The organism is Nonomuraea bangladeshensis (genome assembly GCF_039529455.1).
GTDB classification, from domain to species: Bacteria; Actinomycetota; Actinomycetes; order Streptosporangiales; family Streptosporangiaceae; genus Nonomuraea; species Nonomuraea bangladeshensis.
Window position 1 is genome coordinate 448,056 of record NZ_BAAAMV010000004.1, and the last position, 13,640, is coordinate 461,695.

The following is a 13,640-nucleotide window of genomic DNA, read 5'->3' on the forward strand; positions in this document are numbered from 1 at the left end:
GCTCCTTTCACGAGATCCGGACCAGATGCGCCCAGGCGTCGGCGAGCTGCCGGGGCCCGTAACACCGTTCGCGCTTGGCCAGCGCCTCCTCCTCGCCCGACCAGGTGTATGAGGCCCCGGTGGCGGCCGCGGCCAGCTGCATCCGGCATGCCTTCTCCAGGAAGATCGCGGTCATGACCGCGGTCGGCGCGTCGGGCCCCACGGTCACCAGGCCGTGCTGATGGAGGAGGATCGCGTTGCGGTCACCGAGCGCCTCGGCCAGCCGCTGCCCCAGCTTTCGGGTGTGGATGAGGTCGCCGGTGGCGGTGAACCTGGCGATGTCCGGCGGCCAGAACAGGGTCCCCTCGTGACCGAGGGGCAGCAGCGGCAGCCCGGTCGCGGCGAAGGTGACGGCCGCCTCCGCGTGGCTGTGCACGACCGCGCCGACGTCGGGGCGCGCGGCCATGATCTCGGCGTGGATCGGATACTCCAGGTGCACGCGTCCCTCGCCACCGAGCAGCTGGCCGTCCCGGTCGATGTGGACGACGCGGCCGGGGGTGATCTCCTGGTAGCCGTACCCGGCCGCCTTGAGCCACAGGCCCCGCCCGCCGGGGTCGCGCCGCGACAGGTGGCCCCAGACGAGGTCGGAGTGCCCGTGGGCGGCGAGGACCCGGCAGCCGGTGGCGACCTCCTCCGCCGGGCCGCTCACGCGTCCTGCCCGGTCAGGAAGTCGCCGACGATCCGGTTGAACTGCTCGGGCTGCTCGAACATGGGCCAGTGACCGGCGTCGGTGATGAGGTCGTAGCTGCCGTTGGGCAGGATCTCGCTGGCGCGCTTCCCGACCTCGGCGGGGGTGGTCGGGTTGTGGTCGGTCCACAGGACCAGCGTCGGATGCGTGATCGAGGCGAGGTCGGCCTCGGTGAGCATGTGCTTCCTGTTCTCCTCGCCGGGCTGTTCGGCCACGAGCTTGGCCTGGGCCTTCTCCGCGCCGGGGAGCGTGTAGTAGCGGTAGCGGCATTCCACGAGCTCGTCGGTGACGGTGGCCGGGTCGTGCATGAGCCACTCCAGCCGGGCCCGTACGCTCTCCCGGGTCGGGGCGGCCGCGGCCTTGGCGGTGACGGCCTTGACCTGGGCGTGGACCCGTTCGCTCTCGTCCTTGCGGCCTTCGTCGTCCAGCAGCAGGCCGGCGCCGGTGACGGACACGACGCGGCCCACCCGGTCGGGGTGCTTCAGCGCGGTGCGCAGCGCGGTCCAGCCGCCGAGGGACTGGCCGACCAGGTGCGCCCGTTCGGCGCCGATCGCGTCGAGGAAGCGGAGCAGGTGCTCGGTGAAGAGGGGGGCGTGGTAGGTGACGTCCGTCGGGCGGGCGCTGAGGCCGTGGCCGATGGCGTCGATGGCGTACACCCTCAGACCGCGGCCGGCGAGCGGCAGCACGTTGCGCACGAACCCTTCTGCGTGCCCGGTCAGGCCGCCCATCATGACGACGGGCTCGCCCTCGCCGGCCTCGATCGAACGGGTACGCCAGCCGCCGGCGTCGCGGAAGCGGATCTCGGCACCGAGTGCCTCGGTCCAGAAGGTGCTCATGGGGTGGTCTCCTCGGGGGTGAGAAAGCGGATGAGTGCGTCCCCGACCAGGTCGGGCCGCTCGTACTGGGGCCATTGCCTGGCGCCGGGGACCGTGACGAGGCGGGCGCCGGGGATGGCGGCAGCGGCGGCCTGGACGACGGCGAGCGGCGTGTGGCCGCCTTCGCCGCGCAGCAGCAGGGTGGGCACGGTGACGCGGGACAAACGTGCGGGGGTGAGCAGCAGGTCGTCGTTGTCGGCCGCGCGGACCAGCCGGTGGACCTGGCGCGCCTCGGCGGGGCCGTAGAGGGCGGTGCGTACGTCCACCAGCTCGGGATCCACCTGCCCGGGATCGGCCAGCAGCCCTTCCAGTCGGGTGCGGACGGCCTCCCGGGTCGGCGCGTCGTAGGCGCGGCCGCCGCGCTCGTACGCGGCGCGTACCCGGCTGTCGGACAGCCGTTCCGCCTCGGACTGGAGCCCGGCGGGCTCGATCAGCGCCAGGCGGCGCACCCGGCCGGGTGCGCGCAGCGCGACCAGGGCCGCCGCCCAGCCGCCCAGGGACTGGCCGACCAGGGCGACCCGGCCGAGCCCGAGGGCGTCGAGCGTGGCGACGACGTGGGCGGCCAGCCGGTCCACCGGATAACCGCCGGGGACCCGGCCGGTCAGGCCGTGCCCGAGCAGATCGACGGCGATGGCCTCATGACCGGCGGCGGCCAGCGCCGGCAGGGTGCGCGCGAAGGTCTCGGCGTGCCCGCCGCGCCCGTGCAGCAGCACCACGGGGTCGCCCGAGCCGAGCGAGACGACCCGGGTGGGCACGCCGTCCGCGCGGACCATGCGGACCTCCGCGCCGAGCAGGTCGGTCCACAGGGTCACAGATGGGCCTTCAGGAACGCCATCGTGCGGTCCCACGTCTGCCGCGCGGCCTCGGGATGGTGGTTGGGGTGCGTGTCGTCGTGGTAGGCGTGGCCCGCGCCCTCGTACACGTGCACCTCGACGTCCTGGCCGCTGAGCTTCAGCGCCTCTTCGAGCCTGGCGACCTGGTCGAGCGGGATGACCTCGTCGGCGCCGCCGAAGTGGGCCTGGACGGGGCAGCGGACCTGGTCGGCGATCTCGATGCGGGACCGGGTGGCGCCGGTCGGGCTGTAGGACGGGGGCAGCTCCGGCAGCCCGTACAGCGGCACCGCGCAGACGAGCCGGTCGGTCGTGGTCGCCCAGGCGAGGACGAGACCCCCTCCGAGGCAGAAGCCGACGGCCGCGGCCCGCGTGGTGTCCACGTCGCCGCGTCCGGCCAGGTAGTCCAGGCCCGCGTCCAGGTCGGGGATGGCCTGCTCGTCGCGGGCGGACAGGAAGGCCTTGGCCCGCCGCTCGTCCGCGGTGGTGTAGTCCTGCGGCGGGCGGCCGCCGATCCGGCTGTAGAGATCGACGGTGAGGCAGGCGAATCCGGCCGCGCCGAACAGTTCGGTGACCGCCTGGCGGTGCGCGGTGACGCCGAGGTTCTCGTGGGCCATGATCACGGCGGGCGGGCGTCCGTCGCCGGCCGGTCGTGCCAGGTAGCCGCGGATCTCGTCACCGCCGCTGGGGAAGGTCACCCATTCGGCGCGGACATCGGGGCTCATGATCGTTATCCTCCTGATACTGCTTTGGGTGCTTGGGCGGGCAGCGCTCGGCCGAGCAGCTGCTTGAGGTCGAGGGCCAGGGCGTTGAGCCTGCGGCGGGGCAGGTTCGCGGTCGGGCCGCAGACGGCCACCGCGCCGATCGGGCGTCCGGCGGACATGACCGGCACCGCCACGCCGGCGATGCCGGGCAGGAACTGCTCGACCTCGACGGCGTGGCCGCGGTTGCGCGCCGCCTCGACCTCGCGCAGGAACTCCTCGGCGTCGGTGATGCTGGCCGGCGTGCGCTTGGCCAGCCGCAGGTGCGGAAGCAGGCTGCGTACCTCCTCGGCGGGCAGCCCGCTGAGCACGGCCTGGCTGACGCATCCGTTGGCCAGGACGGAGCGGCGGCCGACCGGCGACAGCGCCGTGGGGCTGTGCGGGGCCTGGAGCTTGGTGGTGATGATCAGGCTCTTGTCGGGCCAGTCGGCCTCGGCGACCAGCAGCGCCTCTCCGCCCGACAGCGGGAACGCCTGGGCGGCCGCCGTCAGCCGGGCCAGCTCGGTGGTCGCCGAGACCAGGCTGCCGAGTTCGATCAGTCTGCTGCCCAGCGTGTAGGCGCCGTCGTCGTCCTGGCGGAGGAAGCCGCGCTCGACGAGCGTCACCGCGATGCGGTGCGTGCTCGTCTTCGGCAGCCCCGCCGCCTCGGCCAGCTCGGACAGCTGCAGCCGGGGGTGGACGGCGCTGAAGGCGGTCAGCACGTCGAGCGCGCGGTCGACGGCGCGGACCCCGCGACGGCGGGGGCTCATCGTGGTGGGCGTGCGGTCGGTGAACTCTGCGGCCATGGGGTCCCTCACAGGCAGTACGGTGGCGCTTTGTCAGCGTTGTCCCTGGTTACCAGCATGTCGGGCACGGTGGCCACCTTCGTCACGCCTTCCTTCTTCTGCAGCAGCCCCACGACGTTGTCGATCGCCATCTCGCCGACGCTGCGCGGCGTGTTGCTGACCGTCGCGGCGAACTCGCCGGATCGCACGGCCTGCAGCCCGGCGTCGCTGCCGCCGTTCGTGACGATCTTGATGTCCGTACGCCCGGCGCTCTTGAACGCCGCCAGCGCGCCGAGCGCCATGTCCTCGTTGTGCACGAAGACGTACTTGACCTTGGGGTGCGCCTGGAGCAGGTTCTCGGCGACGTCCTGGGCCTTGGCGCGCTGCCAGAGCGCCGGCTGGTCGAAGACGACCTTGGCGTGCGAGCCCAGGTTCGCCTTGAAGGCGTCGTTCATGAGGTCCGCCGCCGCGCCGGGGGCGCCGCCGATCACGGCGACATCGGCGGAGGTGTCGCCGGTGTCCTTCGCGATCCACTCCCCGAGCTCCTGCCCGACCTTCTTGACGTCCGTGACGACCGCGCCGAGGATCTTGCTCTGGTCGACCGCCGCGACCGACGTCAGGAAGATCGGTACGCCGGCCCGGTTGGCCCTGGCCACGCCGCCTTCCAGCGCGTCGATGTTGACCGTCTGCACGACGACCGCGTCGACCTTCTTGGCGATCATGTCGTCGATGTTGGACAGCTCCTTCGCCGGGTCCATCGCCGACTGCGCGATCAGCAGGTCGACGTTCGCGCTCTCGGCTCTGGCCTGCATCGACTTCTGCAGGCAGGTGTGGAACTCGATGGTGTTGCCGTTGACGAAGCCGATGGTCAGGCGCTTGCCGGGATCGACGGCCGCGGCGTCGGTCGACGTCGCAGGGGTGCTGACCGAACAGGCGCTGAGAAGGAGGGCGGAGGCGACCGCCAGGGTCGCCTGGACGCGGTGACCAGCCATGGGAAGTCCTTTCGGGGGGTGGGTGGTGCTCAGGTGCGCCGGCCGCGCAGGTGGTTGGCGATGGCGGCGACGGCGAGGACGGCGCCGAGCGCGACGTCCTGGTAGTAGGGGTTGATCTGGAGCAGGTTCAGTGAGTTGGCCACCACGCCCAGGAGCAGGACCCCGAGAACGGTGCCGACCATGGTGCCGCTGCCTCCGTGCAGCGCCGTGCCGCCGATGACCACGGCCGCGACGACGGTCAGCTCCAGGTGCAGGCCGCCCGCGCCGGGGCTGGCGGCGCCCAGCCTGGCCACGAGCATCACGCCGCCCAGCGCGGCCAGCAGCCCGCCGAGGGTGTAGAGCAGCAGCTTGGTACGGACGACCGGGATGCCGGACAGGCGCGCGGCGCTCTCGTTGCCGCCGATGGCGAAGGCGTTGCGGCCGAACGCCGTCCACCGCATGACCAGCGCCGCGGCCACGCAGACGGCGGCGGCGATGACGACGGACACGGGGATCGCGCCCAGCACCTCACCGAAGCCGATCATCTCCAGGTGGTCGCCGATCGAGACGCTCTGCCCGCCGATGATCAGCAGGGCCGCGCCGCCGAGCGCGGTCGAGGTCGCCAGGGTGGCGACGAACGGCGTCACCTTGAACCACGTCACCATCACCCCGTTGACCAGCCCGATCGCGGCCCCCAGGGCGAGCGTCAGGAGCACGGCCAGCCAGTCGGCCACCCCTGCCACGATGAGCTGGGCGGCCACGCCGTGGGCGACGGCGGCGATGGCGCCCAGCGAGAAGTCGATGCCGCCCGCCGTCATCAGCAGCGTCAGGCCCGCGGCCAGCACGGCGACGACCGCGATCTGCTGGGAGACGTTCAGCAGGTTCGCGCCGGTCAGGAAGACGTCGCTGCTGGTGGCGGTGAAGACGCCGATCAGCAGCAGCACGGCGAGGACGCCGGTGTGTCGCAGGAACCAGGGCGGCACCACGAGGCCGGCCCTGCGCTGCGGAGTGGAGATTGCGGTCACGATGCGGTTCCTCCAACCGTGAGCGAGACAAGGGCGTCCCGGGACAGCCCCTCCACGGGAAGGTCGGCGACGACCCTCCCGGCGCGTACGACGACGACGCGGTCGGCCAGGCGCAGCACCTCCTCCACGTCGGCGGAGGCCAGCAGCACGGCGGTGCCCTGGTCGGCCAGGTCGTCGACGAGCCGGTGGATGTCGGCCTTGGCGGCCACGTCGACCCCGTTGGTCGGCTCCTCCAGCAGGCACGCCCGTACCGGCGCGTCGAGCCATTTGGCCAGCAGCACCTTCTGCTGGTTGCCGCCGGACAGTGCCGACACCGGCGGATCGGCCTGGATCGTGGCGACGCCGTAGCGCGAGCGGCGCTCCGCGGCCTGCCGGTGCAGCCGCCCCCAGCGCACGAGCCAGGGCCGGCGCAGGCCGCGCCGGGTCAGGTCCAGGTTCTCGTCCACAGTGAGCCCGGGCACCAGGCCGTGTGCCAGGCGGTCGCCGGTGACGCACCGCAGACCGGCCGCGAGGGCCGCGCCGACGTCGCCGGCGGCGACGTCCGCGCCGGCGACCCTGATCCGGCCGCCAGAGGGGCGGCGCCGGCCGCTCAGCAGGTCGAACAGCTCGGACTGGCCGTCGCCGGCGGGCCCGAGGACCGCGACGACCTCGTGGGCGCGGACCGTGAGGGTCAGCTCGGCCAGCCGCGCGCCCGACGCCAGGGCGTCGAGCTCCAGGACGGTCTCGCCGGCCGCGCGGTCCCGCTGCGGGCGCTCGTGCGAGATCTGCTCCCCCGTCATGGCCCGGACCAGGCCCGGCAGGTCCAGGTCGGCGCCGGCGGCCGTGACGATCCTGCGGCCGTCGCGCAGGACGGTGATCCTGTCGGCCAGGCCCAGGACCTCGTCCAGGTGGTGCGAGATGTAGACGATGGAGATGCCCGCGGAGCTGAGCCTGCGGACCAGGTCGTGCACGGTCGCGGCGTCGGCGCCGCCGAGGCTGGCGGTGGGCTCGTCCAGGACGAGCACCTTGCCGCCGGTCGCCACCTCGCGGGCGATCTCGACCAGGGTCTGCTGGGCCGGGCCGAGCTCGCCCGCGACCGCCCTGGTCGGGACCTGGACGTCGAGGGCCGCGAGGGCGCGGGCGGCCTCGGCGTGCGCCCGGCGCCAGTCCACCGCGCCCGCCCGCCTGGGCAGGCGGCCGAGCAGCATGTTCTCCGCCACCGTCAGCTGGGGGACGAGCGTCCGGTGCTGGTGCACGATGCTGACGCCCAGCGCCCGGGCCCGGCGCGGGGTGAGCGCGCCGTGCCCGGCGCCGTCGATGCGCACCTCGCCGGCGTCGGGGACGAGCGCGCCGGAGAGGATCTTGACGAGGGTGGACTTGCCGGCGCCGTTCATGCCGACGAGCGCGTGCACCTCACCGCCGTGCACGGCGAAGTCGATCTCGCGCAGCGCGACGGCGCCGCCGAACGACTTGCCGACGCCCGCCAGCTCGATCCTGACGTCCATGGACAACCTCATCTCCCTGGGCGTACGGCGGACAGGTCCAGCCCCAGGCGGAGCCGGTTGAGCAGGTCGATGAGGACGGCCAGCTCGCTGTCGCGGTAGCCGCCGAGCGCCCCGGACATGCGGGCGGCGAAGCGGGGCAGCAGCTCGTCCAGCAGTTCGTCGGCGGCGGCGGTCCTGGTGACCAGGACGACGCGCCGGTCCGACGGATCGGCCGAGCGGCTGACCAGGCCGCGCTGTTCGAGCAGGTCCACCAGGCCGGTGGCGTTGCGGGCCGTGGTCATCACGTGGGTGGCCAGCGTCCCCATGGGGATCCCGGCGCCGCCTGGGTCGATGCTGCGCAGCACCATGAGGACGTTGAACCGCGGGTGGCTCAGGCCGTAGGCCGTGAGCTCGGCGTCCACGGCGGCCTCCATCGCCGCGGCGGCGGCGAAGAAGGCCAGCCTGGCCTCCATCTGCAGGGCGTCGATGCCGGGCAGGCGCCGCGCCTCGCCCTCCGCCATGCGGACGTGGGCCTGGTCGCGGTGGCCGTCGGGCCCGTCGACGATGAATCCGGTCGTGCTCATGTCAGTGGCCCTTCCGGATACATCTCGTGGTGGGCCACGCCGAGGGTGACCATGAGGTTGCGCAGGGCCACGGGGTTCATGCCGGCCCGCAGCAGCCAGGCCGCGTCCCTGCGGGTCACGGCCGAGCGCTCCTCCTCGGTCAGCGCGTAGCCCGGCAGGACCTGCCCGGGGTCGGCGGCGAAGCGCTCGTGCAGTCCCGGAGCGTGTTCGAGGTCCCGGGCGAGCCGGTTGAGCCCGACGATGCTCATCAGGGTCCCTCCAGAACGTCGAAGGCGGCGACGCCGATGCCGACCGTCCACGCCGCCATGGGCTCGTAGGCCAGGACGCGGGCCGGTCCGCCCGCCGCTGCGGCGGCGATCAGCCAGGTCCGCAGCTCCAGGGCGCCGTTGCCGGCCTCCTGCTCGATCCAGGCGTCGTCCCAGCGGGCGATCTCGTCGAGCCGGCCCTGGACGAGGAGGTCCAGCAGCGTGTGGTCGAACGCCTCGTTGATGTCGCCGAAGCGCGGCAGGCCCACCCAGTGCGAGAGCCCGCCCGTGCCGAGCACGCCGATCCGCTGGTCGCCCGGCAGGTCGTGGATGCTCTCCCGCAGCGCCCTGCCCAGCTCCAGGCAGCGGCCCAGGCCGGGCAGCGGCGGGGTGTTGCAGTTGACGAAGAGCGGGACGACACCGGCCGCGGCCGCGGACGGGAGTTTCACCAGCGGCACCATGAAGCTGTGGTCCAGCGCCATCGTGTGCGAGCGGGCCAGGTCGAAGCCGCGGGCCGTGAGCCCTTCGAGCAGGTGGGCGGCCTGCTCCGGCCGGCCCGGCACGGTGCCCGACGGGTTGCCGAACTCGCCCCACGCCTCGTGCTCGGGCGCCAGCCCGAGGCAGAAGGCCGGATAGTTCTCCAGCCCGAAGGTCTCGTAGTGGTCGGTGGCGATGACGACGACCGCGTCCAGCTCCAGGCGGGCGATCTCCCCGTCCAGGCTCCGCCACGCCTGGTGGAGCGTGCCGGACTGCTCGGGGGTGGCGTCGGGGTTCTTGACGATGGCGCCCACGTGGGAGGTCGCGGCGCACAGCGCGAGAGTGGCCACGTCACACCTCCGCGTCGAGCAGCCGGATGTCGTCCAGGTGGGCGGCCTCGCGGCGGACGACGTCGGCCGTGTGCAGCAGCCCGCAGCCGGGACACGCGTACAGCCGCAGCTCCAGCCCTTCGTCCAGGCGCGTGGCGTGGCCGAGCGCGTGCACGTCGCGGACCACGCTCATCCCGGCGTGGCGGCGCCACTGCCCGCCGGCGGGGGCCAGCACGACGCCGCACCGGCAGGCGACCCAGCGGGCGTGGTCCGCCTCGATGACGTCGAGACGGTCGCCCAGCGGGTGCAGCCGGGTCCGCGCGCCCCCCGGCTGTGCGGGCAGCGGCCGTTCGGCGGGCCAGGCGCGCCGCTCGTCCCGCAGTTGCTCGCGGCGGGCCAGGGTGGCGGCCTCGTCGATGCGGCCTGCGCCGTCCAGCACCGCGTGGTAGACGCGGACCGCGGCCTCCGGGGTCACGGCGCCGAAGTCCAGGTCGGCCTGGAGCGCCGGGAGGGAACGTTCCAACGGGTCGCCCCACCCGCCGCCGGCCTGCGGCACGGTGGCCAGGACGTCGTCGTCGCCCAGGTGGTAGAGGCCCTGCCTGCCGCGCATGACCGGACGGTCGCCCGACAGCTCCTCCACGGCCGGGATCCGCCCGGCGGCCAGCCGCGCCCGGACGTCACTGCCGTGGATCACGGTGCGGGTGTTCTGCGCGCCGGGGTAGCCGCCGAAGATCCCCGTGGAGTTCGGCACCTCCCACCCGTGGGCCGAGTTCAGCGCGGTGACGTCACGGCCGCCGTGCACCGTGTAGACCGCGCCCATGCTCATGCCGCCACGGGTGCGTCCCGCTCCCCCGGAGTCGGCCACCAGGCCGCGCCACAGGTAGAGCAGCGGGGAGTCCATCTCCACGGCCTCCACGTTGGAGATCTTCTGCCGCTCGATGTTGTGCTGGCCCTGGGTCCAGACGCCGTCGCGGTGCGCGTAGGCCGCGCCGCCCGTCGCCAGACAGTCCATGATCACGTACGTCTGCCGGCCGCCGTTCTCGCCCGCCCCGGTCAGCACGAACTTGTCGGGGCCGCCCGCGGGCACGGCCTGGGCCTCGGCGATCAGCTCGTCCGAGCACGCCGCCAGCTTCGACAGGCACTCGACGGCGGTCATCTCCACCAGCCAGCCCGCCTCCAGCGCGCCGCCGCTGACCGCCGCCGGCCGGGACGCGTTGCAGATCAGCCCCTCCGGGCAGTGCACCTGGACGGGCTTGAACAGGCCCTCGTTCCACGGCGCGTCGTAGGCCAGGGTCGGCAGGAGGGCCGCCGCGATGCCCGCCATCATCCCGGAGAAGGCGCAGTTGATGTAGCCCTTGGCCTGCGGCGAGGAGGCCGAGTAGTCGAAGTGCAGGCTGTCGCCGCGCTTGGTCAGGACGAGGTCCACCTCGTAGGTGGCGTTCTCCCGCGACAGGGCCAGCCCGCCGTCGTTGTCCAGGAAGGCCCGCGAGTGCAGGCGCGCGTCGGGCAGCCTGGCCAGCCGGTTGCGCAGCCGCTTCTCCGACAGCTCGATGAGGCTGCTCATCACCGCCCGCACCGTCTGGGCGCCGTACTTGTCGGCCAGGGCGGTCATCGCCTTGATCGCCGTGTGGTTGGCCGCGATGAGGGCCCGCAGGTCCAGGTTCACCGTCGCCGCCATGCGGGTGTGCGCGAGGACGAGGTTCCAGACGTCGGTGCGCACCTTGCCGCCGTCGACCAGCTTGGTCGGCGGCATCTGCAGCCCCTCCTGGTAGGAGTCGGTGGCGTCGATGCAGAAGCTGCCCGGCGTCATCCCGCCCACGTCGACCATGTGGCACATGGCGCCCGTCCAGGCGAGCAGCTCGCCCTGGTAGAAGATCGGCGCGACCACGCCCACGTCCTGGGCGTGCACGGTGCCCTTCCACGGGTCGTTGACGATGAACATGTCACCGGCGTTGATGCCGGGGTCGTCGGCGCAGTCCCCGATGACCGAACGGGTGATGGCGGCCATCGACGAGGAGTGCGACAGGATGGTACGGCCCATCGCCGCCACCGAGCCGTCGGGCAGGTAGAGGCCGACGTTGTAGTCGCTGGCCTCCACCACGTGGGTGGAGCCGGAGATGGCGGCCAGGGTGGCGCCCTGCTCGTCGGTGATGGCGAGCAGCCGGTGCCTGATGACCTCGAAGGTCACCGGATCGATGGCGGTCACGCGTTCCCCCTGCAGTCGATGACGACGTTGTTGTACGGGTCGACGGCGAGCGACTGACCCGGGCCGACCACCACGGTGGTGCCGGCGAACTCGAGGATGGCGGGGCCGCGCAGCGACGCTCCCGCTCCGAGCCCTTCGCCCCGATAGACCGAGGCGTCCACCCGGCCGCACTCGGGGAAGTACACCGGCCGCGAGCCGATCAGCGACTCCGCCGCCTCCGCCGAGCCCTCGTAGCCGCCCTCGGTGATCCCGGTGACGCCGACCCTGCCCTCGACCCGGAGGGTGTGCAGCTCGACACCGGCGCCGAGCAGCGCCGTTCCCGCGCCGTACAGCCGCTCGTAGGCGTCCCTGAACTCGGCGATCAGCGCCCGCAGGACGTCGGTGGTGACCTCACCGTCCGGCACGGCCAGCGGCAGCTCGTGCGCCTGGCGGCGGAACTTCAGGTAGACGATGCGGCTCAGGCGTACGCGGGGGTCGTCGTCGAGGTCGGCCCGGCAGCGCAGGCTCAGCTCGTCCAGCGTCGCGTTGATCCGCGCCGGGTCGAGGTGCTCGGCCGGGTCGGCCGCTCCCGGCGGCGTCCGCTGGACGTCGGTGGTCTGCACGGCCCGGTACCGGTCGGAGGTGACCGTGCCGTAGGCCGAATGGACGGTGGACGTGGGCGGCACCACGAGCGTGGCGATGCCGGCCGCCTCGGTGTAGGCGTACGCGTGCGTGGGACCGGCCCCGCCGTAGGCGTAGACGGTGAAGTCACGCGGGTCGTAGCCCTGCTCGACCGTGACCTTGCGCAGCAGGTCGGCCATGTGGTTGTCGGCGACCTGGCGGATGCCCGCCGCCGCCTCCTCCACGGAGAGGCCGAGCGGATCGGCCACGTGCAGCCGGATCGCCTTCTCGGCCAGCGCCCGCTCCAGCGGCATCCGGCCGCCCAGGAACCGTTCCGGGTCGATCACGCCGAGGACGACGTCGGCGTCGGTGACGGTCGGCCGGTCGCCGCCGCGTCCGTAGCAGGCCGGACCGGGGACGGAACCGGCGCTCTCCGGCCCGACGGCCAGCACCCCCGCCTCGTCCACCCAGGCGATCGAGCCGCCGCCCGCGCCGATCGCGGTCACCTTGATGCGCGGCAGCGCGAGGTGCAGGTCGCCCACCTCGCTGACCCGCTCCACCAGCGGCTCGCTGTCGACGATCAGGCCCACGTCGAAGCTGGTGCCGCCCATGTCGGAGGTGATGACGTTGCGGTGGCCGAGCCGCCGCGCCAGCGCGGCCGAGGCCAGCACCCCTCCGGCGGGCCCGGAGGTGAGCATGGAGGCCGCCCGCCGCGCGGCGTCGGCCGCCCGCATGACGCCGCCGCCCGAGTCCATGATGGAGAAGTCGCCGGTGAACCCGGTGCTCCTGAGCCGGCCCTCCAGCCCGGCCACGTAGTCGCGGATGACCGGGCCGAGGTAGCTGTTGACCACCGTGGTGGCCGAGCGCTCGTACTCGCCGAGCACCGGCGCCACCTCGTGCGACAGGGTGACGTACGCCTCGGGCCACTCCTCCGCCACGATCCGGCCGACGGCGCTCTCGTGCTCGGCGTTGAGGAACGACCACAGGAAGGACACGGCCAGCGCCCGCACGCCCTCGTCCCGCAGCCGGCGCAGCAGGCCGCGTACCTCGTGCTCGTCCAGGGCGACCAGCTCCCGCCCCGAGGAGTCGATGCGCTCGGTGACGCCGGCGATCCGGTCGCGGGGGACGATGGGATCGGGGTTGCGGCGGCGGCTGTAGTGGCCGGTCGCCGCCCCCATGCCCACCCACGAGGTCATCGACCGCTGGATGAGCAGCGTGTCGGTGAAACCGCGGGTGGTCAGCAGCGCCGTCGGGGTGCCCTTGCGCTCGATGAGGGCGTTGGTGGCGGCCGTCGTACCGTGCGAGAAGTACGCGATCGCCGCGCAGAACTCCCGCAGGCTCACGCCGTACGACGCGGCCGCCAGGGCGAGCGCGTCGACCACGCCTTCGGACCGGTCGTGCGGCGTTGTCGGCGCCTTGAACAGGCGCGGCGGCCGGTTGTCCTCGAGGACCACGAGGTCGGTGAACGTTCCACCGACATCCGTGCCGACGAAGAACCGCACGGCGGTGTCCGTCGTTGTTCCCACACTGGGCTCCCTACAGATTCGCGCAGCGACAGCGAAGATGTGTCGTGCATGTAGCCGCTGAGTAACGGCTGTTTTGCGTTGCGTCCACTCTGTAGTGACTGGAACGTCCCGACAATGGAGCAATCCGCACAGCGGACCGGGGCCGAAGAGGTCCGGCGTCACCGCACCCTGGGACCCTGACCGCCCTCCCGCTCTCGATCGCCCAACGCCTGCCGAGCCGATCAAAAGGTGGACAAGGTACCAACCGGTCGGTATTT

At 73.1% G+C, this 13,640-nt stretch carries 13 protein-coding genes; all 13 read right to left on the minus strand.

Going from position 1 to position 13,640, the window contains the following annotated elements:
- Positions 1-7: 7 nt before the first annotated feature.
- The 13 genes from ABD292_RS13925 to ABD292_RS13985 are packed head-to-tail and all read right to left on the minus strand — an operon-like array spanning position 8 to position 13,383.
- The gene (locus tag ABD292_RS13925; protein ID WP_344207587.1) at positions 8-688 is read right to left on the minus strand and encodes a class II aldolase/adducin family protein; all 681 of its coding nucleotides are present in this window, start codon (positions 686-688) and stop codon (positions 8-10) included.
- Complete coding sequence (locus ABD292_RS13930) at positions 685-1,563, minus strand: alpha/beta fold hydrolase (RefSeq protein WP_344207588.1); 879 nt, start codon at positions 1,561-1,563, stop codon at positions 685-687. The genes ABD292_RS13925 and ABD292_RS13930 overlap by 4 nt, the downstream gene beginning before the upstream one ends.
- The gene (locus ABD292_RS13935) at positions 1,560-2,414 is read right to left on the minus strand and encodes an alpha/beta fold hydrolase (RefSeq protein WP_344207589.1); all 855 of its coding nucleotides are present in this window, start codon (positions 2,412-2,414) and stop codon (positions 1,560-1,562) included. The genes ABD292_RS13930 and ABD292_RS13935 overlap by 4 nt, the downstream gene beginning before the upstream one ends.
- Positions 2,411-3,157 carry a dienelactone hydrolase family protein gene (locus ABD292_RS13940; RefSeq protein ID WP_344207590.1) on the minus strand — a complete coding sequence of 249 codons (747 nt, stop codon included), beginning with the start codon at positions 3,155-3,157 and terminating at the stop codon, positions 2,411-2,413. Before ABD292_RS13940 ends, ABD292_RS13935 begins: the two co-directional genes overlap by 4 nt.
- 5 nt (positions 3,158-3,162) lie before the next feature.
- Positions 3,163-3,990 carry an IclR family transcriptional regulator gene (locus ABD292_RS13945; protein WP_344207591.1) on the minus strand — a complete coding sequence of 276 codons (828 nt, stop codon included), beginning with the start codon at positions 3,988-3,990 and terminating at the stop codon, positions 3,163-3,165.
- On the minus strand, positions 3,987-4,949 hold the full coding sequence (locus ABD292_RS13950) for a sugar ABC transporter substrate-binding protein (RefSeq protein ID WP_344207592.1): 963 nt from the start codon (positions 4,947-4,949) through the stop codon (positions 3,987-3,989). The genes ABD292_RS13945 and ABD292_RS13950 overlap by 4 nt, the downstream gene beginning before the upstream one ends.
- Positions 4,950-4,978: 29 nt before the next feature.
- Positions 4,979-5,953, minus strand: a complete 975-nt coding sequence (locus ABD292_RS13955) for an ABC transporter permease (RefSeq protein ID WP_344207593.1) — start codon at positions 5,951-5,953, stop codon at positions 4,979-4,981.
- A complete protein-coding gene (locus tag ABD292_RS13960; RefSeq protein ID WP_344207595.1) occupies positions 5,950-7,437 on the minus strand; it encodes a sugar ABC transporter ATP-binding protein in 1,488 nt (495 codons plus the stop codon). The genes ABD292_RS13955 and ABD292_RS13960 overlap by 4 nt, the downstream gene beginning before the upstream one ends.
- 8 nt (positions 7,438-7,445) lie before the next feature.
- Positions 7,446-8,000 carry a MarR family winged helix-turn-helix transcriptional regulator gene (locus tag ABD292_RS13965; RefSeq protein WP_344207596.1) on the minus strand — a complete coding sequence of 185 codons (555 nt, stop codon included), beginning with the start codon at positions 7,998-8,000 and terminating at the stop codon, positions 7,446-7,448.
- Positions 7,997-8,248, minus strand: a complete 252-nt coding sequence (locus ABD292_RS13970; RefSeq protein ID WP_344207598.1) for a hypothetical protein — start codon at positions 8,246-8,248, stop codon at positions 7,997-7,999. Before ABD292_RS13970 ends, ABD292_RS13965 begins: the two co-directional genes overlap by 4 nt.
- Complete coding sequence (locus tag ABD292_RS13975; protein ID WP_344207600.1) at positions 8,248-9,072, minus strand: DODA-type extradiol aromatic ring-opening family dioxygenase; 825 nt, start codon at positions 9,070-9,072, stop codon at positions 8,248-8,250. The genes ABD292_RS13970 and ABD292_RS13975 overlap by 1 nt, the downstream gene beginning before the upstream one ends.
- A gap of 1 nt (position 9,073) precedes the next feature.
- Positions 9,074-11,257 (minus strand): hydantoinase B/oxoprolinase family protein, encoded by a 2,184-nt coding sequence (locus tag ABD292_RS13980; RefSeq protein ID WP_344207601.1) that lies wholly within the window; start codon positions 11,255-11,257, stop codon positions 9,074-9,076.
- On the minus strand, positions 11,254-13,383 hold the full coding sequence (locus ABD292_RS13985) for a hydantoinase/oxoprolinase family protein (protein ID WP_344207602.1): 2,130 nt from the start codon (positions 13,381-13,383) through the stop codon (positions 11,254-11,256). The genes ABD292_RS13980 and ABD292_RS13985 overlap by 4 nt, the downstream gene beginning before the upstream one ends.
- Positions 13,384-13,640: the final 257 nt, after the last annotated feature.

Coding starts and splice junctions, on each gene's coding strand:
- ABD292_RS13960 (WP_344207595.1), bottom strand. CDS start 7,437: ATGGACGTCAGGATCGAGCTGGCGGGCGTCGGCAAGTCGTTCGGCGGC.
- ABD292_RS13965 (WP_344207596.1), bottom strand. CDS start 8,000: ATGAGCACGACCGGATTCATCGTCGACGGGCCCGACGGCCACCGCGAC.
- ABD292_RS13930 (WP_344207588.1), bottom strand. CDS start 1,563: ATGAGCACCTTCTGGACCGAGGCACTCGGTGCCGAGATCCGCTTCCGC.
- ABD292_RS13940 (WP_344207590.1), bottom strand. CDS start 3,157: ATGAGCCCCGATGTCCGCGCCGAATGGGTGACCTTCCCCAGCGGCGGT.
- ABD292_RS13970 (WP_344207598.1), bottom strand. CDS start 8,248: ATGAGCATCGTCGGGCTCAACCGGCTCGCCCGGGACCTCGAACACGCT.
- ABD292_RS13950 (WP_344207592.1), bottom strand. CDS start 4,949: ATGGCTGGTCACCGCGTCCAGGCGACCCTGGCGGTCGCCTCCGCCCTC.